The sequence below is a fragment of the Prosthecobacter sp. genome, from assembly GCF_044227185.1.
GTDB lineage: Bacteria > Verrucomicrobiota > Verrucomicrobiia > Verrucomicrobiales > Verrucomicrobiaceae > Prosthecobacter.
Window position 1 is genome coordinate 115,167 of the sequence record NZ_JBGAFO010000006.1, and the last position, 20,638, is coordinate 135,804.

Annotated in this window: 20 protein-coding genes; 8 read left to right on the top strand and 12 right to left on the bottom strand. The window is 62.8% G+C overall.

The annotated features are described in order from the left end of the window. Nucleotides 1–212: 212 nt before the first annotated feature. The gene (locus tag ACILSQ_RS15375; protein ID WP_395744535.1) at nucleotides 213–1,724 is read left to right on the top strand and encodes a PDZ domain-containing protein; all 1,512 of its coding nucleotides are present in this window, start codon (nucleotides 213–215) and stop codon (nucleotides 1,722–1,724) included. Nucleotides 1,725–1,945: 221 nt separating this feature from the next. Here ACILSQ_RS15375 and ACILSQ_RS15380 read toward each other — a convergent pair whose 3' ends face one another. Next, on the bottom strand, nucleotides 1,946–3,364 hold the full coding sequence (locus ACILSQ_RS15380) for a serine/threonine-protein kinase (RefSeq protein WP_395744536.1): 1,419 nt from the start codon (nucleotides 3,362–3,364) through the stop codon (nucleotides 1,946–1,948). Nucleotides 3,365–3,729: 365 nt separating this feature from the next. On the opposite strand from ACILSQ_RS15380, the gene ACILSQ_RS15385 reads away from it, so the two are divergent. Both ACILSQ_RS15385 and cysC read left to right on the top strand, forming a co-directional pair. Next, nucleotides 3,730–4,284 carry a hypothetical protein gene (locus ACILSQ_RS15385; protein WP_395744537.1) on the top strand — a complete coding sequence of 185 codons (555 nt, stop codon included), beginning with the start codon at nucleotides 3,730–3,732 and terminating at the stop codon, nucleotides 4,282–4,284. Between the two features lie 217 nt (nucleotides 4,285–4,501). Continuing rightward, a complete protein-coding gene (gene cysC / locus ACILSQ_RS15390; protein WP_395744538.1) occupies nucleotides 4,502–5,113 on the top strand; it encodes an adenylyl-sulfate kinase in 612 nt (203 codons plus the stop codon). Between the two features lie 11 nt (nucleotides 5,114–5,124). On the opposite strand, the gene ACILSQ_RS15395 is transcribed toward cysC, so the two are convergent. The 5 genes from ACILSQ_RS15395 to ACILSQ_RS15415 form a co-directional block, all read right to left on the bottom strand. Beyond that, nucleotides 5,125–5,559, bottom strand: coding sequence for a hypothetical protein (locus ACILSQ_RS15395; protein ID WP_395744539.1), 435 nt, complete (start codon nucleotides 5,557–5,559; stop codon nucleotides 5,125–5,127). Next, nucleotides 5,556–6,038, bottom strand: a complete 483-nt coding sequence (locus ACILSQ_RS15400; RefSeq protein WP_395744540.1) for a hypothetical protein — start codon at nucleotides 6,036–6,038, stop codon at nucleotides 5,556–5,558. Before ACILSQ_RS15400 ends, ACILSQ_RS15395 begins: the two co-directional genes overlap by 4 nt. Then, on the bottom strand, nucleotides 6,035–6,433 hold the full coding sequence (locus tag ACILSQ_RS15405; protein ID WP_395744541.1) for a hypothetical protein: 399 nt from the start codon (nucleotides 6,431–6,433) through the stop codon (nucleotides 6,035–6,037). The genes ACILSQ_RS15400 and ACILSQ_RS15405 overlap by 4 nt, the downstream gene beginning before the upstream one ends. 60 nt (nucleotides 6,434–6,493) lie before the next feature. Further along, a complete protein-coding gene (locus tag ACILSQ_RS15410; protein ID WP_395744542.1) occupies nucleotides 6,494–7,021 on the bottom strand; it encodes a hypothetical protein in 528 nt (175 codons plus the stop codon). A gap of 112 nt (nucleotides 7,022–7,133) precedes the next feature. Next, nucleotides 7,134–7,865: a MauE/DoxX family redox-associated membrane protein gene (locus ACILSQ_RS15415; RefSeq protein WP_395744543.1), complete on the bottom strand. Its 732-nt coding sequence runs from the start codon at nucleotides 7,863–7,865 to the stop codon at nucleotides 7,134–7,136. Between the two features lie 331 nt (nucleotides 7,866–8,196). Here ACILSQ_RS15415 and ACILSQ_RS15420 point away from each other — a divergent pair, with 331 nt between their 5' ends. Both ACILSQ_RS15420 and ACILSQ_RS15425 read left to right on the top strand, forming a co-directional pair. Next, nucleotides 8,197–9,609: a DUF1501 domain-containing protein gene (locus ACILSQ_RS15420; RefSeq protein ID WP_395744544.1), complete on the top strand. Its 1,413-nt coding sequence runs from the start codon at nucleotides 8,197–8,199 to the stop codon at nucleotides 9,607–9,609. A 107-nt stretch (nucleotides 9,610–9,716) separates the two neighbouring features. Beyond that, a complete protein-coding gene (locus ACILSQ_RS15425) occupies nucleotides 9,717–10,163 on the top strand; it encodes a hypothetical protein (RefSeq protein WP_395744545.1) in 447 nt (148 codons plus the stop codon). 80 nt (nucleotides 10,164–10,243) lie between these two features. Here ACILSQ_RS15425 and ACILSQ_RS15430 read toward each other — a convergent pair whose 3' ends face one another. From ACILSQ_RS15430 to ACILSQ_RS15455, 6 genes are all read right to left on the bottom strand, one after another. Next, the gene (locus tag ACILSQ_RS15430) at nucleotides 10,244–11,233 is read right to left on the bottom strand and encodes a hypothetical protein (RefSeq protein ID WP_395744546.1); all 990 of its coding nucleotides are present in this window, start codon (nucleotides 11,231–11,233) and stop codon (nucleotides 10,244–10,246) included. Between the two features lie 235 nt (nucleotides 11,234–11,468). Continuing rightward, a complete protein-coding gene (locus tag ACILSQ_RS15435; RefSeq protein ID WP_395744547.1) occupies nucleotides 11,469–12,347 on the bottom strand; it encodes a hypothetical protein in 879 nt (292 codons plus the stop codon). Between the two features lie 208 nt (nucleotides 12,348–12,555). Further along, nucleotides 12,556–15,159, bottom strand: coding sequence for a tol-pal system YbgF family protein (locus tag ACILSQ_RS15440; RefSeq protein WP_395744548.1), 2,604 nt, complete (start codon nucleotides 15,157–15,159; stop codon nucleotides 12,556–12,558). Nucleotides 15,160–15,364: 205 nt separating this feature from the next. Then, nucleotides 15,365–15,784: a CBS domain-containing protein gene (locus ACILSQ_RS15445; RefSeq protein WP_395744549.1), complete on the bottom strand. Its 420-nt coding sequence runs from the start codon at nucleotides 15,782–15,784 to the stop codon at nucleotides 15,365–15,367. 243 nt (nucleotides 15,785–16,027) lie between these two features. Continuing rightward, nucleotides 16,028–16,849, bottom strand: a complete 822-nt coding sequence (locus ACILSQ_RS15450) for a PP2C family protein-serine/threonine phosphatase (protein WP_395744550.1) — start codon at nucleotides 16,847–16,849, stop codon at nucleotides 16,028–16,030. Then, on the bottom strand, nucleotides 16,846–17,244 hold the full coding sequence (locus ACILSQ_RS15455) for a serine/threonine protein phosphatase (protein ID WP_395744551.1): 399 nt from the start codon (nucleotides 17,242–17,244) through the stop codon (nucleotides 16,846–16,848). Before ACILSQ_RS15455 ends, ACILSQ_RS15450 begins: the two co-directional genes overlap by 4 nt. 289 nt (nucleotides 17,245–17,533) lie before the next feature. Between ACILSQ_RS15455 and ACILSQ_RS15460 the strand changes: the two genes are divergently transcribed. The 3 genes from ACILSQ_RS15460 to ACILSQ_RS15470 all read left to right on the top strand — a co-directional run bounded on the left by ACILSQ_RS15460 (nucleotide 17,534) and on the right by ACILSQ_RS15470 (nucleotide 20,592). Continuing rightward, nucleotides 17,534–18,550, top strand: coding sequence for a glutamine synthetase beta-grasp domain-containing protein (locus ACILSQ_RS15460; RefSeq protein WP_395744552.1), 1,017 nt, complete (start codon nucleotides 17,534–17,536; stop codon nucleotides 18,548–18,550). Nucleotides 18,551–18,825: 275 nt separating this feature from the next. After that, nucleotides 18,826–19,863 carry a P-loop NTPase gene (locus tag ACILSQ_RS15465; protein WP_395744553.1) on the top strand — a complete coding sequence of 346 codons (1,038 nt, stop codon included), beginning with the start codon at nucleotides 18,826–18,828 and terminating at the stop codon, nucleotides 19,861–19,863. Between the two features lie 186 nt (nucleotides 19,864–20,049). After that, complete coding sequence (locus ACILSQ_RS15470; protein WP_395744554.1) at nucleotides 20,050–20,592, top strand: RNA polymerase sigma factor; 543 nt, start codon at nucleotides 20,050–20,052, stop codon at nucleotides 20,590–20,592. Nucleotides 20,593–20,638: the final 46 nt, after the last annotated feature.

Genomic DNA, 20,638 nt, shown 5'->3' on the forward strand with positions numbered 1-20,638 from the left:
CACAGACTCAAACGCATGGCGCATGCCTCGCCGGCGGGGGAGGTGGGGCAGGCGGGAGCCGGAACTCCAAAAAAACCGGGCAGATCCCGGAAAACGGCGCGCCGCATTTCTTTCCAGCAGCGGCGCGGGCTGGCGGCCTGCCATTCCCGCCGAGACGCAAAAACAAACTGACGCACACACATCAACAAACAGAGACACAACACACCACTCCTATGTTCCACTCCACACTCATTCGTCCCCTCCTCCTGGCCGGGGTGCTCGCGGGCGCCTCACTTCTCCCATGCGCCGCCGCAGACACCGCCGCGGCCATGCCCACCGCGCTCCTGCAAATGGTGCGCCGCGCGGCCGAGCCCGCCTACGCCACCAGCGACTCCATGCTCGGCGACTCGCGCGATCTCGACAGCGAGGTCACCCGCATTCGTCATCTTCTGGATGCCCTGCAGCAGCCACCCTCCCAGCCCGCAGTCGCCGCCGCCTGGCGGGAGGTGCAGCCCGCTGCTGAAAAATGCGGCCACCTGCTGCAGCGCATGATGCAGATCGAGCAGTCGAAGCCCGGCAACCTCAAGACCTTCTCAGACGGCGTGGGGCTGGTGCAGGGGCTCAATCACGACTCCGAGCATTCCACCAGCGCCCAGAATCTGGACAATGCCCTCAACACCATCACCGCCGCCAAGGGACTCTGGGACCGCATCGCCGCGGAGTCAGACCTCTCCGGCCTGCGCCGTGAATACCGGGCAGCCCAGGGGCAGCTCCGCCAGGCGGCCGTGCACCTGCACACCGCCTATGATCAAAGCATGGCCGGCAGCGTCAGCCATCGCGGCTTTGTGGGCATGGTGCTGGAAAATACCACGATCAAACAGATCGTCCCCGGCTCCCCGGCGCAGGCCGCCGGCATCAGCGCGGGAGACACCATCCTCGAAGTCAACGGCCGCAGCGTCGCCGGCATGAAGACGGAGCAGGTGCGCGCCCTGCTCACCGGAGACGCCGGCACGCGTGCCCGCGTCTCCCTGGCCCGGGGCGGGCTCAAGGAGCTGGAGCGCCGCCGCAGCAAGGAATATTCCTTTCTGGGGCACAACTACCACTGCTCCATGAACGGCACCTTCTTTGGCGACCACCTCACCCTGACCAACGACACTACGACCACCCTCACCAACTGCCTCCTTCGCGTCAGCCGCCTGGATGCCGAGCGCAAGCACATCACCCGCGTGCACTACTGCGCCTCCTGGGCTCCGGGAGCCACCCTCCACTTCGGCTACCGGCCGCAGAGCGACTACCAGCCTGGCGAAAACTTTGACGACATCGAAACCATCCAGGTCTCCCTCATCAGCGAGCAGATGCGCGACGACGCCACCATCGACTACAGCGCCACCATCCGCGCCGCCGACTACGCGGCCAACCTCGGCAAGGCCACCCTTTCCCTCTCCGAGAAAGACTACGTGAAAGGCATCCTCTGGGACGATCACCGCGGCGTGCGCCTCACCCTCGGCGGAGTCAACCACATCAGCCCCAGCCGGGTCATCGTCACCCTGCACCAGAGCGGCAGCACCTACCGCCGCGAGCTCACCAAGGCCATCCGCTGGGAAGGCTCCGGCTGGAACTCAGGCGGCTCCAAAAACTTCACCGACACCGGCTTTGACCACATCATTCCCGACGGCTGGAAGGTGGAGCTGGAGTTTCCGCACACCACCTACCGCCCCACCTTCACCTGGGGCACCTGCCGCTGACCTCCGCGGAAAAGCCAGCCCTCACGCATCATGAAAAAGCGGCCTGAAAAGGCCGCTTTTTTTGCGGGTGCATGGGGTGGGCGAGCAAAGTACCCAGATCAGTCCTCTGAGCTGAACTAAGGTACACTTGTTCCTTTTGCTCGATTGAAATCAATCTGGCATTCGAACGCTATGTCTTGATTGGATCACGGAACAATACTCAGTTTCCTGAAGGGAGGAGTTTAATCCTTGGTGCGTGAGAAATAGCGCACGATCCAAACTGCAAGGCTGGCGACACCAGCGCCGATGCTTGAAAAACAAATTGGACCTGCCAATGCAGCCGAAGGCGTTTCCAAATTTTGCAGAGCGAAAACGAGTGTCACCAAAAAGCCCGTTGCGGCAGTCGCATAAATTGCACGTGTCGCGTAGCGCCAGCGCCCGCCCCATTGCTTGCAACGAGAAACGGTCATATATCCCAATGTTAAGCCTGCACTGATCCATGCGCATGTAATCAACGAAACGGCTACAACATCCGCTCCTGCTTTTGGATTTGAATTTAATGAAATGACTGCCACCGCGTTCGCACCTGTTATGAGTGCTGCAGGGAGCGGTGAGATTCTTTTGAAAAAAGACGGTGATCTCTTCGAGATCGAAGATGGGGAAGAGTTTGGGGTATTCTGATCAGGCAAGCTGATGGTTGTAGAATGGTTCAATGTACCTGCTTGGTGAGGAGCGCAGTTTGAACCCGTCCAATCCTTCATTGCTGCCAATTCTTTTCTATGGCAGGGCAATTTCTCCAAAAGTAAGGATACATAGCTGCAAACGGCGGCAGAGACTTCCTCCCCAATCCCTGCATTCAGCCCCTCCTTCGCATTCTGCCGGCGCCGTTCCATGATGGACTCCGGCACCTTGGTGCGGATCTGGTCGTCCAGCTTGCCGCGGAAAAAGGGCGGGGTGCCGGTGAGGAGTTCATAGACGGTGGCGCCCAGGCCGTACACATCGTCCGCGGCGGCGGGGGCTTCACCGTCGAGCTGCTGCGGGCTCATGTAGGGCAGGGTGCCGCTGCTCACCTGGCCTGTCAGCCGCGTGATGGTGTCCTTCGCGGAGCGGGAGATGCCGAAGTCCAGCAGCTTCGCGCGGCCGGTGGCAGTCTCCACGATGATGTTTCCTGGCTTGAGGTCCAGGTGAAAGCGCTGCTTCTCCTCATGCGCGTAGCGCAGGCCTTCCACCACATCGCGCACCCAGGATTCGATCTCCTCCGGCTCGAAAAAACCCGACTCTTTTTCCGCCAGCAGGTCGGAGAGCGTGCGCCCCTCCACGCACTCCATCACCACTGCGGCCAGCGGCTCGCCGCCTGCCTCCTCCACAAAGTCAAACACGCGCACGATGCGCGGGTGCGCCAGCTCCGTGCCCAGCCGGGCCTCATTGCGCAGGCGCTTGCGCGCGCTGGCGTCCGTGAGCAGGGCGGGGAGCACAAACTTCAGCGCCCGTGGCTGTTCCAGCGCCGTGTCATGCGCCAGCCACACCTGGCCCATGCCGCCCTGGCCCAGATGCCGCTGCAGCACAAAGCGTCCGCCAAACACCTTCTGCTCTGCTTGAAGCGCCCGGGACTGAGACTGTCCATGATCGCGGGAGTGTTCGTCAAAAAGATTGTGTGTCATGGGGATGCGGTCACTGAAAATCCTGCAAGCCCGCCGCCAGATCGGCTTCTTTGCCGCGATCGGCACAGGGGTTTATAGGGAGGGGGCGTAGCAGGGACATTGTGATCGAAAGGTCATGATGGAAGGAGATGCCCGGGAATCAAGCATGATGGGGCCTGCTCGTGGGGAGATGCTGATTAAAGAAAACGGCCACGGAATTTTCTGGAGAAATCGCGAAGTCAAAAGGCCGGTCACCGTACTGCCGTCATTCGCAAAAGAGCTGGCGCGGCTCCCGGGAGTACAGCGCGCCGGGGGGGCAGGGGGCAAATGCGTCCATTTCCTTTTCACACCGGAAAAACACGCCGGCGTCTTCTTCTCTTTGCGCCATGATTGCTTCACTACACACACTCGTCGAGCCCGCACCTGTGCGGGGTGGAATCGTTTTTCTGGGTCAAAATCTCCTTCTGCCTTCTTCGGACGGTGGCAGGCAGCGCTTCGCCGCCGTCATCTATGCCGCGCGGGGTTCAGAGAGCGGCGCTTCCGCGGTGGCGCTGCTCATCACGAGCACATTTGCCACTCCCATGATGCCTCTCCTGCGTCCTGGGCACGTCCTGTGGCCTGAGCTGGTGAAGCCGCACCTCCACCGTTTGCAAACCACGCTTCTCAAGCACGAAGTGTACGGCCAGCCGCACACCCTGGGCGCCGTCTCCACCCAGATCGCCAGCCTCGTGCGCCACCAGTCTCCGCTGCTAAAGGAAGGGGGTGCGCTGCTGCTTCCCGCTGCACCGCCCGCGCCCGCCGCGGCTCCGGCTGGCGCGCCCCGGCGGGAGCGGCTCGTGCTTGCCAGTCCGGAAGATCAGGTGGAGGAGCATGAAAGGCTGCCTCCGGCCAGAATCCTCACGTCACTTACGCACCATCTGTTTTTCAGCCGCGCCGCATGATCTCTGATCTGGGTGCAGGCCACGGGCTGTTCCACAGTCGGTTGCCCGCGGCTTCGGAGCCATGCTGGAACTCTTCGGGGAGAGCTGGGTGGTCGCGGATTCTCATCCAGTGCAGCACACCGTGCGTCCCAAGCGCTCACATAAGCGTGGCTGGCGGGTCTTGTTTTCCGGTTGCCAGGCGGTATGGATCCGCTGGTAAGCTCCCTCATCAAAGTCTATGCAAACGCAACTTCTGGCGGTTAATGGCAGGCGCAGGCGTACCGCGCAGGTATTCTGGCTTTACGGACTCTCCGGTGCAGGCAAGTCAACCATCGCCGAAGCAACTGCGAAAGCTTTGAAAGACGAAGGCCGCGCGGCTTTCGTGATCGATGGCGACGATCTTCGACGGGGGCTGTGCCGCGATCTGGGCTTTTCAGCGGCAGACAGGATCGAAAACGTTCGTCGTGCCGCGGAATTCGCAAAATGGCTTTGCGAAAGGGGGGGCGAAGATCTTGTCGTTCTCGTGGCCCTGATGACTCCCCATGACAACATGCGCCGTCTGGCGCGCGAGATCGCAGGAGGGCGCGGTTTCAAGGAGATCTACGTCCAATGCGACTTCACCACCTGCGCGTCCCGAGACCCGAAGGGATTGTATGCACGGGCTGCGTCGGGGGAGATCACACATTTTGCCGGCCGGGATCTAGCCTTTGAAGAACCCCCGGCACCTGACCTGCTGCTGAACACCACACACCGGTCCGTGGAAGATTGCATGCGGCTGGTGCTCAAAGAGATTGAACCGCATGACACGCTCTATTCCTGCGTCCCGTCGAGGATCGAGGGCGGAGAATAGGGCTTGCAGATTTATCTTTTGGATTGCATCAGCGCGGCAACGAAGGACGGGCCAAAATCAGCGTGGAGCGGCGGGTCGGCGGCGGAAATGCGGAGGGTCCAGACGGGGTGCTGGCAGAGGTGGATTTGTTTTCGCGGCAGGCGCCAGAAGGTAGGCACAAAGGGGAGGAGGGACTGACGCAGGTATATCCAGTCGGAGCCGGAGTCGATGGCGAAGGAGAGGGTGTAGCGATACCACGTCCTGGTGGAAGGGCTGTCTCCCAGAGCGGCGTAGGGGAGGCGGTGGAAGCGGATGCCGGGTGCTGCCGGCACGCGAAAGCGTGCGAGCCTGCGGAGCGGGCTGAGCCGCTGGTGAAGAAGATGAACGAAGCCGATGAAAAGAAGGGCGAGCAGTGCCAGCACGACCGCTCCTGGGCTGGAGCCGGATGCAACGAGGGGAGCGTTCACGGCTTGAACCGTGCGGTTAACGTGTCAAAGCTGAGGGCATCCGGCTTCTCCCGCAGAGCAGCGCCTCCCGATGCATCATCCAAGTGTTCGACTTTGATGAGCCTGCCGCCTTCATAATATTCCACCCGCAGCAAATCGTAGGTGGTGGAGCCTATCGATTTCTTGCCGCGATAATACCTGAGAAGCTCATCGAGACCGGTAATGTCACTTTGAGTGAGATTCAGTTTTCCGATGGCCTTTTTTTCGACCATCTTTGCCGGCACACTGTGGTCCCAGGTGATGGCATATTGGGTGAAAAAGCAGGTGTCCTCACTTTTTTTGATTTCATACCATAAGGTGATGTTGTGAAAGCAGCCCGTTGAATGAAGAGTGATTTCCACCCGGTCGCCATTTTCCATGCTGGAGAAATCGAGCTCTCCCGCAAAGGCGGAGATGGCTGAGGCGACTGTGAGGAAACACAGGATGAGGAGCGTCTTCATGGCGGGTCAGGTTCCTGGCGGAGTTCTCTTTGCTCAGGCGTCTTCCCCCGCCAGCGTCGATAGCCAAGATACAAGAAACAAAGCCATAACGGGGCAGCGAACGCCGGGCTTCTGAAGACAGCGGAGAATGAACGCTCCCATGCTTCTCTCTCCGGGCTGGGATGCGTGACAAGCCACGCGATCAATGCCGCAGCAAGGCCCAGAAGGGCCAGCGCAACGAGCAGGTGCCTGAGCGTGACAGGCTGCCTGGGGATCGGGCGCGGCATGATGACGAAGTTGGCTGCATAGATCGGAAGGATGAACAGAGGCGGAACGACCAGGAGCAACGCGAACGCGAGGGAGATCAACGCCGACCAGATCGCGAACTGTCTCGTGGTGATGGGGTGCTTTGTCATGACTGGAAGAGTTTCCCTGCTGCATCTCGCATGCGGACGTTGAGAGATGAGAGTGGCACCTCACATGCGTGGTAGACCGCGTGCTTTCTGGAGGGTGTCGTCATCAGGAGGAGTGGCAATCGGAAAGCCGTCGGGATCTCGCGGCAGGTGGGAGGTCATAGCTGCGAACTCCTCGGGAGTGATGCGGCGGAAATACTCCCGGTAGCCACGAAGAGGATCGTCAGAGGCGATCCAGTAACCGCGGTCTGAATGATCGCGGATGATGGTGGTGCGCTTCTTGCGCTGCCAGACGGCCGAATGGAAGACCGAGGTGATGAAGTCCTTCCCCCGCCTGACGACCTGGCTGCCCGTAATTTCCTCGACATAGTTTTGTGAAACCATGAAGATGCGTCCCCGAAGGGTGGCCACCATCGTGAATCCCAAAGCCTTGCTGAGAATCTCGACGGCGTAAGGAGGGAACCGTTTCTGCAAATAGGCGCATGTTGCCTCCTTGTCTGAAATGAAGCAGTCTCCCGCGGGGCCGCCCCACGGTTCGGGGTGGTCGGCAAGGCCAAGCCAGTGGAGAAGCAGGCGGATGAAGCGAGGCATGTCAGGCAGTCAGGCGGACTCTCCTGATGAAAAACAATCCCGCCGGGGGAGTCAATGCCAATCCTGGACTAAGCCGCGCTGGAGCGGGACCGCTACCGGCACTCCACCAACGCTACCTGAAAAGCATCCAGAGGGCCATGGCCATCATCATGAGGTTTTCGGTGAGGGAGATGAAGCCCAGGGGGACCTTGCTGCCACCGCCGACGCAGGCGCAGTTGAGATCGCGCTTTTCGAGGTACACGGCCTTGAAGACGGAGATGGCTCCGATGGTGCTGGCCAGCAGCACGGTGGGGGCCACGAGCCAGGTGAGCGCGTGGGCCAGCATGAAGACGCCGCCGAGGGTCTCGATGAAGGCATAGACGGAGGCATAGGGCACGTAGCGGCGGGCCAGGAGGTCATACTGCACAAAGCCGGTGGCGAAGGACTGGAGATCCCGCAGCTTCAAAATGCCGAGGACGCACATGCTGAAGGCCACGAACTGCCCTGCCACGCGCAGGGAGATGAGCGGGCTGTGGGCCGCCCAGCTCTCCGCCAGGGCCATGAGCAGGGTGATGGAAAAAACCGCGATGACCGGCTGGTAGGTCTTCCCTTCCTTGGGGTCGGGCGGGAGTCCGAGGTGCTTGCGCAGCGCATCATAGCCGCCGGTGAATTCTGACCCGATGGAGATCTGCGGCGTTTCATCCACGTGCTGCTCCTTTTTGTAGCGCTCGTTTTCGTCTTCGCTGGTGAGGTGGTGGTCTTCCACCTCGTAGCCGTTCCGCTTCAAGAGATCGAGCGCCTTCACCCCCCAGGGGCACAGGTGCTTCGGGGTGACCATGCGGTGGATGACTGCTTTGGGTTTCATAAGGTTTTGGGCAGGAGCGGCCGTGGCCCGCGCAGGGCGGCGCACGTCTTCTTCACTTCAGGCGGATGGGAATCTCATCAGGCGTGGGAAAGGACAGCGCGATGCGCGGAGGCGGTTTGGGTGAAATGCGCTCCGCGGCACAAAGTGACCGAGCGCGCGTGGCGTGAATGACGACGCTGGTGGATCGGCGGTGACAAGCCCGCCGGACGCACCGAATGCCACGCCTGAAAACACCGCCGGGGGATGCCGCTGGCGCGCGGGAGAATGACGAATGACGGATGGTGGGGAATGGGGAGACAGGATTGAGGGGATGGGTGCGTATGTGTGTGGCATGAGTCTGGTCTCCACGCGCCGTCAGGTGCTCAGCGCTTCGAGCGCGGGGTTTGGCATGCTGGCGCTGCGCGGTTTGTTTGGTGCGAATGCGCCGGGGGCGGATGCGGGCGTGGCGAATGCGCTGGTGCCAAGGGGGACGCATTTTCCGGCGCGGGCGAAGCGGGTGATCTTTCTGTTTATGCAGGGCGGGCCCTCCCAGGTGGACACGTTTGATTTCAAGCCGGCGCTGACAAAGCAGCACGGGGTGCCGACGGCGAAGGGGAGCACGACGGTGTATTACCAGTCGCCATGGGAGTTCCGGGCGCGGGGGCAGAGCGGGATGCTGATTTCGGATCTGCTGCCGAACATCGCGCGGCATGCGGATGATCTTTGCGTGATCAATTCGATGCACACGGACCACAATGCGCATCCGCAGGCGATTTTGCAGATGAACACGGGGAGCTTTGCCTTCACGCGGCCGAGCGTGGGCTCATGGTGCGTGTATGGGCTGGGGACGGAGAACCAGAACCTGCCGGGGTTTGTGACGATCAATCCGTCGTTTTCAGGCGGCGGGCCGCTGAAGCATGGCTGCGCGTTTCTGCCGGCGGTGTGCGGGGGGACGCCAATCGGCCAGGACAGCGGGAATGGCGCGAGCCCGGAGTTTCCGGCGACGCCGCTGAAGGACATTCAGCTTCCGTTTATGAAGAATGCGCGGCTGGATGTGAAGGCGCAGCGGCGGCAGCTCGATCTGGTGCAGGGGCTGAACCGGCAGAAGCTGGCGCAGGACGGGAGCAATGAGGCGCTGGAGGGGCTGATCACGTCTGCGGAGCTGGCCTTCAACATGCAGCGGGAGATGCCGGAGGTGATGAATTTGAACAAAGAAAGCCTGGCGACGCAGGAGATGTATGGGATCGGCGACGGGAAGGTGACGGACCAGATCGGCCGGGCGTGCCTGATGGCGCGGCGGTTTGCGGAGGCGGGGGTGCGCTTCATCCAGGTGAACCATGAGTTCTGGGATGATCACACGGACATTTTCAAAGGGCATGCGCAGCATGCGCGGGAGACGGACCAGCCAGTGGCGGCGCTGCTGACGGACCTGAAACAGCGCGGGCTGCTGGAGGACACACTGGTGCTGTGGGGCGGCGAGTTTGGCCGGCCGCCGATGCTGAACAAGAACAACGGCCGCGATCATGATCACCTGGGCTTCACGATGTGGATGGCGGGCGGTGGTGCGAAGCCGGGGATCCGGTATGGCAGCACGGATGAGACGGGCTTCAAGGCGGAGCAGGACAAGGTGCATCTGCATGATCTGCATGCGACGATGCTGCACCTGCTGGGGATGGATCACGAAAGGCTGACGTATCGGTATGCGGGGAGGGATTTCCGGCTGACGGATGTGTTTGGGGAGGTGAAGAGGGGGCTGATGAGTTGACGGTGGTTTACAGTTGCTTTGGGGAGCCGGAGGCGATGGGCGGTGGGTAAGTTCTTGTGCGGTGAAGGTGGTTTCTGATAGGGTGGCGGTGGAGTATGAAAAAGTTGATGCCGCTGTTTTTTGTTCTTGGTCTGGCGCTGGCTTTCGTGGCTGGTTATAAGTTTCGGGAGGGGCGGAAGATGGCGCGTCTGCCGGTGCTCTACATGGGGGATGAGGGCCTGGCCGTGGCTTCGGCGGAGGAGCAGGTGCTGGCGCTGATCTATGCCGAGCCTTCCGAGGATGCCCTGGTCTCGTTTCTGGCGAAGGATTTTAGAAAGGCGAGCAGCACGGGGATGTGGGGTCGGGACCGCGGTGCTGAGGAGGAATTTAAAGTGGTGCCGCTCGGCACTGACTATGTCCGAAATTTCGGGCAGTCGCAGGTGAACGGCCTCGTCGCGAGATATGTGGAGGCCTACAACAAGAGTTTGGCGGACCTTATAAAAGGAGCCGCCGGTGGAGTTTCGCGTGCGGCCGTGAAAGAAGGAGGCGCGGACGGACTGAAAACTGGGAACTGAAAACTGAGAACTGAAAATTGGGGAGGGCTCAGCGGGCTTTTTTCTTGGTGTCTTTGAGTGGGGGCACCAGTTCTCCCGGTTCAAGGAGCAAGGAGGGTGACGCCAAAGCGGGTGGTGGCGCGGTGGGCGAAGCAGGCGAAGGTGTTGGGGCTGGGGGAGTCAATGGGGCCGTCTCCGGCCATGTGAATGCCGTAGGCCTTGCCGAGCGGGCCGGTCCAGACGAGGCCGGAGTCGCCCACGGTGGTGAGACCCTGGCCGTCGAGGGCGCTGATCATGAGATCAAAAAAGTGGCCTTCGAAAGTGACCATGACGCCGATGATCTGGCCAAGGAGCACTCTGTTGGAGGCGGCACCCCAGCCCTGGACGGTGGTGAAGTTGAGGAGGTCAGCCAGTTCCTCTGGGGTGCGTCCGGGCGGGGGCTCATAGACGGGGAGATCGGCGCAGTTGCGGACGTGGTCGAGGAGGGCGGGTGCGGTGATGTCGGGGCTTCCGGTGAGTTCGGCGATGGCGGCGTCAAATTCGCCAAACTCGGGCTGGAGGCCGGTGCCATCGGAGATTTCGGCGTCGGCACTGATGCCCAGCGGCACGATGGCGCCGAAGCGGTCGGGGAATTCGACGCGAAGACTGGCGGGGGTGTGGATGTCGCCATCGCCACCGGGAATGCAATGGGCGCAGGTGAGGGCGAAGAGCGAGCCGTCCGCACGACGCGCGAAGGCGCCGATGGTGCCGAGCTGAGTGCCATCATCGATGGCAAAGCCGGATTCACGGCGCAGGGTGCCGATGACGCGCACATCCGTGGGCATGCGCCTGCCGAGGCGTGTGACGGTGGCGGGGATGCGGTGTGCGGGAGCCAGACCGTGATCGGGCACCTTCTGGCTGACGAGGAGCGTGTAACTGAGCCGCCCGGTGCTGACGCCGGCGGTGTGCTTGATGCCGAAGCAGGAGCCGACCACGTTGGGCAGGCGATGAAGGCGGCGGTCGGCACTTTTGCGCGCAGCCTGATGACGCCGGGCGCGTGTGACCGCCCGGCTGCGGGACTGGGCGGCGTGCCGCGGTGCAGGTTTCGTCATGCGGCGCTTTGATTTCGCCACCGGCGCCTGCCTGGTTTTTGAAGATCGTTTTGCCTTTGGCTCATGCTTTGAGGCTGGTTTTGCACGGGGGCCACGTTTTGCCGGCGGCAGGGGTTTTGACTTCGGCTTCACCCGGCGCGGTGTGGCGGCGGTACGACCTCGGCGCCCGCGCGCCCCGCTCCTGGAGGGCGGGGGTGGCGCTGGCGTGGTGCGGCGCGGAGGTCCGGATTTTTTGCTATTTGCCATTGAAGGGCGGAGGGAGAATTTTCAGCGCAGCCGCCGTGCTGACCTCACGCAGCACGGTGGTGTCATTTTCGATGATGAACTCGTAGAGTTTGAAGTCAGGCTTGGCGGGCGGCTCGGCATCCGCCTTCTTCAAGGTGTCGATCGCGCTGCCGATAAGGGCCATGGCGCGTGCCACGTCCGACTTGAGGGAGTTTGCTTTGTCGGAAGTCGCGGAGTCGGGGACCTGCGCCGCGGCGAGGGCGGCCTTGGCACCCTCCAGGGGGGCTATCTGGCCTTTGGGGTTGGAGGGGATGGCGGCGGCCACCTTGCCGAGGGTCTGGACTGTGGTGGCGGCCACGGCCTGCAGGGATGTGAAGGGCTGAATATCGGCAGAAGATTTATTGGCGATGCCCGAGAGAATGGCGTTGGCATCACGCACGGCCTGGGTCGCGGCATCGTGGGCGGCGGATTGTTTGTTCAGCGTGCCGAGGCCGGTGGCGAAGTTGCTGAAGCCGCTGCCGGCGGAGCTGAGGAGATTGCCCAGTGCGGTGAGGGTTTCAGGGCCCTTGGAGTCAGCGGTCTGGCCGTAGGTGCTGAGGGTGCCGTTGGGGTTCACGCCGACATTGAAAACGTGGCTGCCCCAGCCGGTGTGATACACGGCATAAGTGGGGTGTTTCAGATCGGGGAGATTGATGGTTTCGATCTTGATGGGGTTGTCCTTGCTGCCAGTGTAGGAGACCAGGAGGTAAGGCTTGGACGTGTAAAATTTGAGTCCCGTCTTCTTCTTGAGCGTGGAGTCCGTGTGGAAGGTGACTTTGGCGCAGGAAGAAAGAAGCAGGGCTGCCGCGGCTGCAATGAAGAGGAAAGAAGTGCGGAAGATGAGGTGCATGCGCTGAGGGAAAAGAATTAGAGGGATATAATTTTCGTTTTAGTGATTTCATGGCGAAAAGACAATCTTTTATTCGATGCGGTGCGTGTGACCGACTAATATAAAGTATTAAATATGTGCATGGATTGCCATGGACGGCCTGGTGCAAGCTGGCCCTATTCCTGCCGAAAGGTTCCGCACGCTCAATGCCGTGCCTGAAATCAGAGCCTTACTTCGCCTTCTTTTTCGTACTCTTGGGGGAGGACTTGGGCTCGGGGGTGTCGTCGAGTTTGAGGACTTTGGGCGGGGTGGGGGCGGGGCCGTCCCAGAGGAAGTGTTCGAGGCGGATCTTGGTGGCGCGGTCGCGGGCTTCGGTGGCGCGGTCGCCGGGGCGCTGGGCGATCTGCTCGGCGAGCCGGGCGGCGGCCTCCCACTGGCGGGAGGCTTCGAGGAGATCGACGCCAAAGAAGCCGGCCTTGGAAAACCAGATGTAGTCGGCGGGGCTGGCGGGCGGGGTCATGTCCGCGGCGCGGAGGACGTTGTAGCAGGCTTCGAGGGCTTCGGTGTCGCGTTTGGCGTCGTGATGGACGGAGGCGAGGGTGAAGCCGGCGCGGGCTTTCCACATGAAGGGGAGGGAGCGGTCCTTGAGGAGTTCGTCGAGGAGATCCGCGGCGGCGTCGAGGCGCGCGGGCTCGGTTTTGCCGAGGAGGAGGAGGATTTCGGCTTTGTCGCACAGGGTGCTGAGGCGCTGCTCGGGGTCGAGCGACTTCATGGCGAGGACTTTGTCGAGCACGGCGAGGGCGGCGGCGTGGTTGCCCTGGAGGCGCTCTGAGAGGGCCTGCTGGCGGCGTGCGGCGACGGCGAGGGGGCTTTTCTTTTGCGCGAGCTCCTCCCAGATTTCCACGGCGCGGGCGCGGCCTTCGGGGCTCATGACGGAGGTGGCGGACATGGCGGCGAAGTAGAGGGCGGTGTCTGCGTTCTCGGTGTCGGGGTAGTCGCGGGCGATGATCTCGAATTCGGTGCGGGCATTGGCGAAGTCCTCGGTGCGGTAGTAGGCGCTGGCGATCTTCATGTGGACATCCGGCAGGAGGGGGCTTTTGGGCCAGGTCTTGATGAAGTCCGCGCCGGTGGCGAGGAGGGACTTGAGATCGCCGGCGGCATCTGCGAGCCAGAGGCGGGTGTACTGGATGCGCTGCTGCTGCGCGGTGGTGGGAGGCCTGGCAGTGGTGGTGGCATTGTCCAGGGCGGTGCGGGCGTCCTGGATGCGGGGCGGGGTGGCGAGGAGGAACCACTCTGTGAGGGCGATGCAGGCATCTGCAAAGCGGGGGTGGGAGGGATAGGTGCGGATGAAGGCGCGGAGGGCGGCCTCTGCCTCCGGCTTGCGACCGGCGGCTAGGAAGAGGGCTTTTTCGAGCTCCAGCGTGGCGGCGGAGTCGGCGGCCTCCGGGCCGGTGGCGGCGGCATTGGTGATGAGCTCGAGCTGGCCGAGGAGGGTGTGGTAGAGGGAGAAGTCGCTGGCGGAGATGGCGGCCACGGCGGCATTGAAGAGGGCGCGGCGGCGGTCTGTGAGGGTGGTGGCGATGCTGGCGGCGTTTTGAAACATCTGCAGGGACTGCCGCGCCTCCCCACGGCGGAAGAGGATGCCGCCGACGGCGAAGTCCAGGGGGACGGAGGAGCCCTGAAACTGCTGGCGCCAGGCGTCTGCGAGAGTGAGCACGCGCTCGTCATGGTGGAGGGAGGCGTGGAGCTCCATGGCGAGCTGCATGGCATCGCTGCGGCGGGAGTGGGAAGGGTAGAGCTGAATGAGGACCTCCAGGAGGCTGACGGCCTCCTCCCCGCGCTTCTGCGCGGCGAGCCACTGGGCGGTGAGGTAGATGGCATGGCCGCGAAACTCCGCGGTGGCGGCGGCGAGGGCGGGCGGGGGATCTGGCTGCTGCTGGGCGGTATTGCCCACGGAGATCCAGCGCAGCACGCCTTCTGAGAGGGAGGCGGGGGCGGGGATTTCCTGGTGCACGCGGTTGAGGAGGTCAAAGGCCTCCGGCCAGAGGCGGCTGTCTGGAGTGGTGTCTAGAAACTGCAGGAGCTGCTCCTGCGCCTGGACGGGCTGATGACCTAGAAGCAGGGCCTCCACCTGGAGGAGCTGCGCGGCATGGTGCATGCGCTCGCCACCCTGGGGAGAGGAGAGGACGGACTGAAGCAACTGCTGAGCGGGCTGGAGCTGCCCGCTGTGGAGCAGGGCGCGGGCGCGAAGGAAGAGGGTGGCGACATCCTGGGCTGTGGTGGAGAGGCCGGTGGCGGGCTTGTGCTCATTGATGTCGATCTCGCTCTGGAGGAGGCGGGCGTGGGTTTGCAGGGTGGCATCACCCCCCTGGAGCAGGGGAGAAAGGACGCGGCGGGCCCCGGCATTTTCGCCGAGGGAGGAGAGGACCTGTGCAAGGAGGAGGCGGCAGCGCGGGTGCTCCTGCGCGGGGGGCTCGTGCTCGAGCACGCGGCGCGCGCCTGCGAGGTCTCCGGTGAGGGCGAGCGCCTGGCCCCGCCAGAAGGTTTCGTCATCGAGATCGTAAGTGTCCGCGAGGGCGAGGACGCGGGGGCCTTCGGCGGCGCGGGTCCAGGCTTCTGCGGCAAAGGTGGCGAGGGTGCGCGTCTCCACACGGGTCCAGCCCTTGCGCTTGAGCAGGCGCTCGGCCTTTACCGCGGCGACGCCGGGGATGCCGTCTGCGAGGGCCTGGCGCGCGGAGGTGTACTCAGCCGAGTCTTCCAGGCCGGCTGCGGGGAGGGCGGCGGGAAGGAGGAGAAGGGTGGCGGCGAATGAGAAACTCCGGAGCGTGGGCATGCTGCGGCGAGAGTATCGCAGCATTTGGTGGGGGGCAAAGGAGTTCTGGGGTGGCTGTTCTCAGTTCTCGGTTGGCTGTTCTCGGTTGGCGGTGGGAGAGGGCGAGGGGTGGTGTGGGGGCTGAGAGACGTGCGAGAGCGGCGCTGACGCGCCGCAGTCCGGAGACGCTGGCGCGTGAGAAGGGGGCACCGGCGCGTGTGGTCAGTTAGAATTGGGCGAGGAGGTATTTGCTGATGTCGGTGGAGGTGACCATGCCGACGAGCTTGGTGCCGGAGACGACAGGGACGGCGTGGAAGCGGCCCGTGGCGAGGAGTTCGGCGGCGTCACGGACGGTGGCGGTTTCCGGGAGGGTGACGGGATCACGCTGCATGACCTCTTCCAGGGTGAGGGTGTGGTCGAGGGTGGCGTCCACGGTGCGCTCGTCGGTGTGGAAGGCATCGCCGAAGCTGACGCGGAGGATGTCGCTCCAGGAAACGATGCCGATGAGCTGGTCGCCATTGACCACGGGGATGTGATGGACGCCGTGCTCACGCATCAGGCCGCGCACTTTGGAGATGGGGTCGCCGTGGTGGGCGGTGATGACCTGACGGGACATGAGGCGGGAGACGGGATCGTGGTGTTTCATGGTTGGATGGTGATGAAACATGGCGCTGTCTTCCACGGGATGCTGTGCGTGGGTTGGGGATGGGTGGGTGGATTTGGCGGTGGGCGGTTCTCGGTTCCCGGTTCCCGGTTCTCGGTTCTCGGTTCTCGGTTCTCGGTTCTCGGTTCTCGGTTCTCGGTTTTTGAGGGGATGGGGGTGGGAGATTATTATACCATTAGGTGGTATTAGATGGTGGTCGAAAGGAGGGTGGGGAGGGGGGCAGGATCAGGTGACTTCGACGACGACGGCGCTGGCGTTGTCGCGGCCGGATTCGGTGACGGCGTGTTCGACGATGGTCTTGGCATCGTCTTTGGCGAGCATGTCGGCGAGGCGGTGGTCCCAGATGCCGTCGATGACGCCGTCGGTGCAGAAGAGGAAGCGGTCGCCGGGCTCGCAGCCGACGGAGCCGACGTGGGGCTCCAGGAACTGGCGTCCGGCGCCGAGGACCTGCATGAGGACGCTTTTGCGCGGGTGGGTGCGGGCCTGGCGCTCATTGATCTCCCCTTTGCGCTGGAGCCAGCCGACGTAGCTGTGGTCATGGGTGAGCTGCTTCATGGAGCCGCCTTTGGGCAGGTAGTAGATGCGGCTGTCTCCGATGTGGGCAAAGTGGAGCCAGCCGGGGGTGAACCAGCCGAGGCTGAGGGTGGCGCCCATGCCGCGGCATTCGTCATAGTAGCGGCCCAGCTTGAGGAGCTCCGCGTGGATCCGGCTGAAGAGCTCCTGGAGGATGTCCTCATGACCGATGGCGATGTGCTGGGCGGACTGCTTGAAGCTTTTGGGCAGGAGCTGGGTGATTTTTTCAGCGGCGATCTTGCTGGCGAACTCGCCGGACTTCGCGCCGCCCATGCCATCGCTCACGGCAAAGACGAAGTCGCCGGCGTCGAGGGTGGCGTCTCCGAGTTTGCCCAGATAGCGGACCTCATGGGCGTTAAAGGTGAGGCAGAGGAAGGTGTCCTCGTTGTTCTGCCGCACGCGGCCGGGGTGGGTCATGCCGGACCAGCGGATGTGGGCGGGTGGCGGTGGTTGGGAGGGGTGGATGTCGCTCATGCAGCAGGCTTCGGCGGCTCGTCTAGGATGGTTGCGAGCTCGAAATCGATGAGGCAGAACCTGCCGTCGGTCGCACGGTAGGTGATGTTGCGGGCGAAGGCGTCCTCATGGCGGACGCCGTAGTCGCGCTCGAGCTCGTCGAAGAGCTCCTTGACGCGTTTTTCGCTGATGTGGGTGACGATGGAGCCGCAGTTGGTGGTGACGATCTTGAGGGCGGCGGGGTCGGACTCCAGCAGGCGGGGGACGTAGCCGCAGCCGCGCTCCTCGAGAACCTTGAGGACGTGGACCTCGTTGGCGAAGCGCTCCTGGGCGTTGTGCCCCTTGAACTGTTTGTACACCTTGCCGTCATAGCCGATGTGCACGATGGCGCGGGCGGTGTTTTTGGCTTCGTTCATGGCGGGGTTTTTGGAGGGGTGGGAAACATCCGTGGGGGAGGGCGGATGCGCAAGGGGGGAGGGGGGGAGTTTACGATGGTTTACGGTTGTGGACGGTGGTTTACGGGTTGTTTTCCGGCGGGGGGGGATGGGTTTGCGGAGGGGATGGGAGGGGTGGCCGGGCTGGGAGGGAGTAAAAAACTGAAAAAAGACCTCGCGCGTGGCATGGGACGTGCTCCTTTCGACGCGTGCTGCGGCTGGAGGAAAGGTTTCCGAAGGCTCAGGCAAGACTCAATCCACACATTCAACCATGGCCAAATACAAACTCGAATACATCTGGCTGGACGGTTATCAGCCGGTCCGCAACCTCCGCAGCAAGACCCAGCTCAAGGACTTCGCCAGCTTCCCCAAGCTGGAAGAGCTGCCCGACTGGGGCTTTGACGGTTCTTCCACGCAACAGGCCCCCGGCGGCAGCTCTGACTGCGTGCTGAAGCCTGTGGCCGTGTATCCAGACAGCAGCCGCAAGAACGGCGTGCTGGTCATGTGCGAAGTTTACAACGCTGACGGCACCCCGCATGCCTCCAACGACCGTGCGACGATCCTGGACGACTCCGACGCCTGGTTTGGCTTTGAGCAGGAGTATTTCCTCTATCAGGACGGGCGCCCGCTGGGCTTCCCCGAAAACGGCTACCCTGCGCCGCAGGGCCCCTACTACACGGGCGTGGGCTACAAGAACGTGGGCGACATCGCCCGCCAGATCGTGGAAGAGCACCTGGACCTGTGCCTTGACGCCGGCATCAACCACGAAGGCATCAACGCCGAAGTGGCGAAAGGCCAGTGGGAGTTCCAGATCTTCGGCAAGGGCTCCAAGACCTGCGCCGACCAGGTGTGGGTGGCCCGCTACATCCTGAACCGCCTGTGCGAAAAGTACTGCGTGGACGTGGAGTACCACTGCAAGCCGCTGGGCGCCACGGACTGGAACGGCTCCGGCATGCACGCCAACTTCTCCACGAAGTACATGCGTGAAACCGGCGGCGAGCCCTACTTCCTCGCCCTCATGGCCCAGTTTGACAAGAACTGCGCCGAGCACATCGCGGTGTATGGTCCGGACAATCACATGCGCCTTACCGGCCTGCACGAAACGCAGAGCATCGACAAGTTCTCCTGGGGCATCGCCGACCGTGGTGCGTCCATCCGCGTGCCGCACAGCTTCAAGAAGAACGGCTGGAAGGGCTACCTGGAAGACCGCCGTCCGAACAGCCAGGGCAATCCTTACCAGATCGCCTCCCGTATTCTGAAGACGATCTCGGAAGTGCCGAAGCCCTGATCCGGCTGCTGAGCATTGAATCCCACGGACGCCGCCTGGAGACAGGCGGCGTTCTTTTTTTTGGGGTGGGGAGTGATGGAGTTGGCGGTGGGCGGTGGGCGGTGCGGGGCTTCCGGAACGGGCTGAAGCCCGAACTACAAACGAAGAGGCGCATTCAGAGAGGAAGAGTAAGAGGAGGAGGAAGAGGAGGATAAGGAGGCGGGCGCGATTTTTGGGATGCCCGATTGTTTGCAAAGCTGGCTCATCGCGCTACGTCAGGCGTATCCCCCAACCCCATGCTTACCGAACAAGACATCCGCAACGCCCTTGGCAACGTCCGCTACCCTGGTTTCAGCCGTGACATTCTGTCGTTTGGGCTGGTGAAGGGGATTTTTATTGAGGGGAAGAATGTAACCATCGACATCTCGGTGGCCACGCGGGATCCGAACATTCCGCGGCTGATCCATGAGCAGGCGACGGAGGTGCTGAAGAAGGTGGCGGGCATCGGCGAGGTGAAGCTGAACTTTGACATCAAGGACCCGCCTGGCGCCGGGGCGACGGCGTCTGACAAGCTGGGGAAGAGCAGCATCCCCGGCGTGAAGAAAATCATCGCGGTGGCCTCTGGCAAAGGGGGCGTGGGGAAGAGCACGGTGGCCTCCAACCTGGCGGTGGCGCTGGGGCAGAGCGGCCTGCGCGTGGGCCTGTGCGACTGCGATTTGTACGGCCCCAGCATCGCGCACATGTTTGGCACGGACGAGCGGCCGTACCAGAATGATGAGCAGCAGATCGTGCCGATTGAGAAGTATGGGATTCAGCTCATCTCCATGGGCTTCCTGCTGGATGACAACTCGCCGGTGATCGTGCGCGGACCCATTGCAACACGATACACCCAGCAGTTTCTGCGGCAGGTGGCGTGGGATGATCTGGACGTGCTGGTGCTGGACCTGCCGCCGGGTACGGGGGACATCCAGCTCACGATCGTGCAGACCGTCTCGCTGGATGGCGCGGTGATCGTCACCACGCCGCAGGAGGTGGCGCTGATCGACGCGCGCAAGGCGGTGGGCATGTTTCAGAAGGTGAATGTGCCGATCCTGGGCATCATTGAAAATATGAGCTACTTCCTCTGCCCCAGCGACGGGCAGGTGTACCACATCTTTGGCAAAGGCGGCGGGGAGCATGAGGCGAAACGCCTGGGCGTGCCGCTGCTGGGGCAGATCCCCATCGAGATGCATGTGCGCGAATGCGGCGACGAGGGGCACCCGATCGCGCTGGAGGCACCGGAGAAATCCGCGTCTTCGAAGGTGTTTCGGGAGATCGCCGGGAAGGTGAGGTAGGGCCGGGGGCGGGGCCCGGATTTTGGCTTTGGGGCGGCTCGGATAGGTCTTATAATACGTTGTATAGGACCTATTGGGCCTATCTCTGGCGCTCTGCGGGGGCTTTTTACGATCATTCTCGCCATCGGTGAAAATTTCTCCCAAGATGGGGGCGGCTGAGGCGTGATGCCCGCCGAACACACCCACATGAGCGATTCGCACGATCTCTTCCTCGAAACTCTGCAGCGCTACGAGCGGCCCCTCATCCGCTACGCGCACGGTTACACGGGCGACCTGGAAGACGCGCGGGACATCGTGCAGGACGTGTTTGTGAAGCTCAGCCAGCACCTGCCCACCCTGGATCAGGAGAGGCTGGCCCCGTGGCTCTTCACCGTGTGCCGAAACCGTGCCCTGGACCATCAACGCAAACATCAACGCCTCGTCGTTATGGAAACCGAAACTCTTGATCAGGAAACCTCCGCGGACCCCGCGCCAAATGAGGCGATGGAAAAACGCGAGACCGCCACCGCGCTGCGCGAGCTGATAGAAACGCTGCCGGTGAGGCAGCGCGAGGCCGTGCGGCTGAAGTTCATCGCGGGGCTGGACTACCAGCAGATCAGCGCGGCGATGCAGACGAGCATCGGCAACGTGGGCTACCTGATCCACCACGGCGTGGCAGCCCTGAAAACGAAATGGCAGGCCCATGAGCAGCCGCCCGCGACGGTGAAACTGAAACACGCGCTGGCCTGAAACCCACCCGACCCGAACGACCCCACCCCCCCAACCCTTTTTCTGA

Excerpts from the sequence above, each read along its gene's own strand:
- ACILSQ_RS15375 (WP_395744535.1), top strand. The coding sequence starts at position 213 with ATGTTCCACTCCACACTCATTCGTCCCCTCCTCCTGGCCGGGGTGCTC.
- ACILSQ_RS15380 (WP_395744536.1), bottom strand. The coding sequence starts at position 3,364 with ATGACACACAATCTTTTTGACGAACACTCCCGCGATCATGGACAGTCT.
- ACILSQ_RS15385 (WP_395744537.1), top strand. The coding sequence starts at position 3,730 with ATGATTGCTTCACTACACACACTCGTCGAGCCCGCACCTGTGCGGGGT.
- cysC (WP_395744538.1), top strand. The coding sequence starts at position 4,502 with ATGCAAACGCAACTTCTGGCGGTTAATGGCAGGCGCAGGCGTACCGCG.
- ACILSQ_RS15400 (WP_395744540.1), bottom strand. The coding sequence starts at position 6,038 with ATGAAGACGCTCCTCATCCTGTGTTTCCTCACAGTCGCCTCAGCCATC.
- ACILSQ_RS15405 (WP_395744541.1), bottom strand. The coding sequence starts at position 6,433 with ATGACAAAGCACCCCATCACCACGAGACAGTTCGCGATCTGGTCGGCG.
- ACILSQ_RS15410 (WP_395744542.1), bottom strand. The coding sequence starts at position 7,021 with ATGCCTCGCTTCATCCGCCTGCTTCTCCACTGGCTTGGCCTTGCCGAC.
- ACILSQ_RS15415 (WP_395744543.1), bottom strand. The coding sequence starts at position 7,865 with ATGAAACCCAAAGCAGTCATCCACCGCATGGTCACCCCGAAGCACCTG.
- ACILSQ_RS15420 (WP_395744544.1), top strand. The coding sequence starts at position 8,197 with ATGAGTCTGGTCTCCACGCGCCGTCAGGTGCTCAGCGCTTCGAGCGCG.
- ACILSQ_RS15425 (WP_395744545.1), top strand. The coding sequence starts at position 9,717 with ATGCCGCTGTTTTTTGTTCTTGGTCTGGCGCTGGCTTTCGTGGCTGGT.
- ACILSQ_RS15430 (WP_395744546.1), bottom strand. The coding sequence starts at position 11,233 with ATGACGAAACCTGCACCGCGGCACGCCGCCCAGTCCCGCAGCCGGGCG.
- ACILSQ_RS15435 (WP_395744547.1), bottom strand. The coding sequence starts at position 12,347 with ATGCACCTCATCTTCCGCACTTCTTTCCTCTTCATTGCAGCCGCGGCA.
- ACILSQ_RS15440 (WP_395744548.1), bottom strand. The coding sequence starts at position 15,159 with ATGCCCACGCTCCGGAGTTTCTCATTCGCCGCCACCCTTCTCCTCCTT.
- ACILSQ_RS15445 (WP_395744549.1), bottom strand. The coding sequence starts at position 15,784 with ATGAAACACCACGATCCCGTCTCCCGCCTCATGTCCCGTCAGGTCATC.
- ACILSQ_RS15450 (WP_395744550.1), bottom strand. The coding sequence starts at position 16,849 with ATGAGCGACATCCACCCCTCCCAACCACCGCCACCCGCCCACATCCGC.
- ACILSQ_RS15455 (WP_395744551.1), bottom strand. The coding sequence starts at position 17,244 with ATGAACGAAGCCAAAAACACCGCCCGCGCCATCGTGCACATCGGCTAT.
- ACILSQ_RS15460 (WP_395744552.1), top strand. The coding sequence starts at position 17,534 with ATGGCCAAATACAAACTCGAATACATCTGGCTGGACGGTTATCAGCCG.
- ACILSQ_RS15465 (WP_395744553.1), top strand. The coding sequence starts at position 18,826 with ATGCTTACCGAACAAGACATCCGCAACGCCCTTGGCAACGTCCGCTAC.
- ACILSQ_RS15470 (WP_395744554.1), top strand. The coding sequence starts at position 20,050 with ATGAGCGATTCGCACGATCTCTTCCTCGAAACTCTGCAGCGCTACGAG.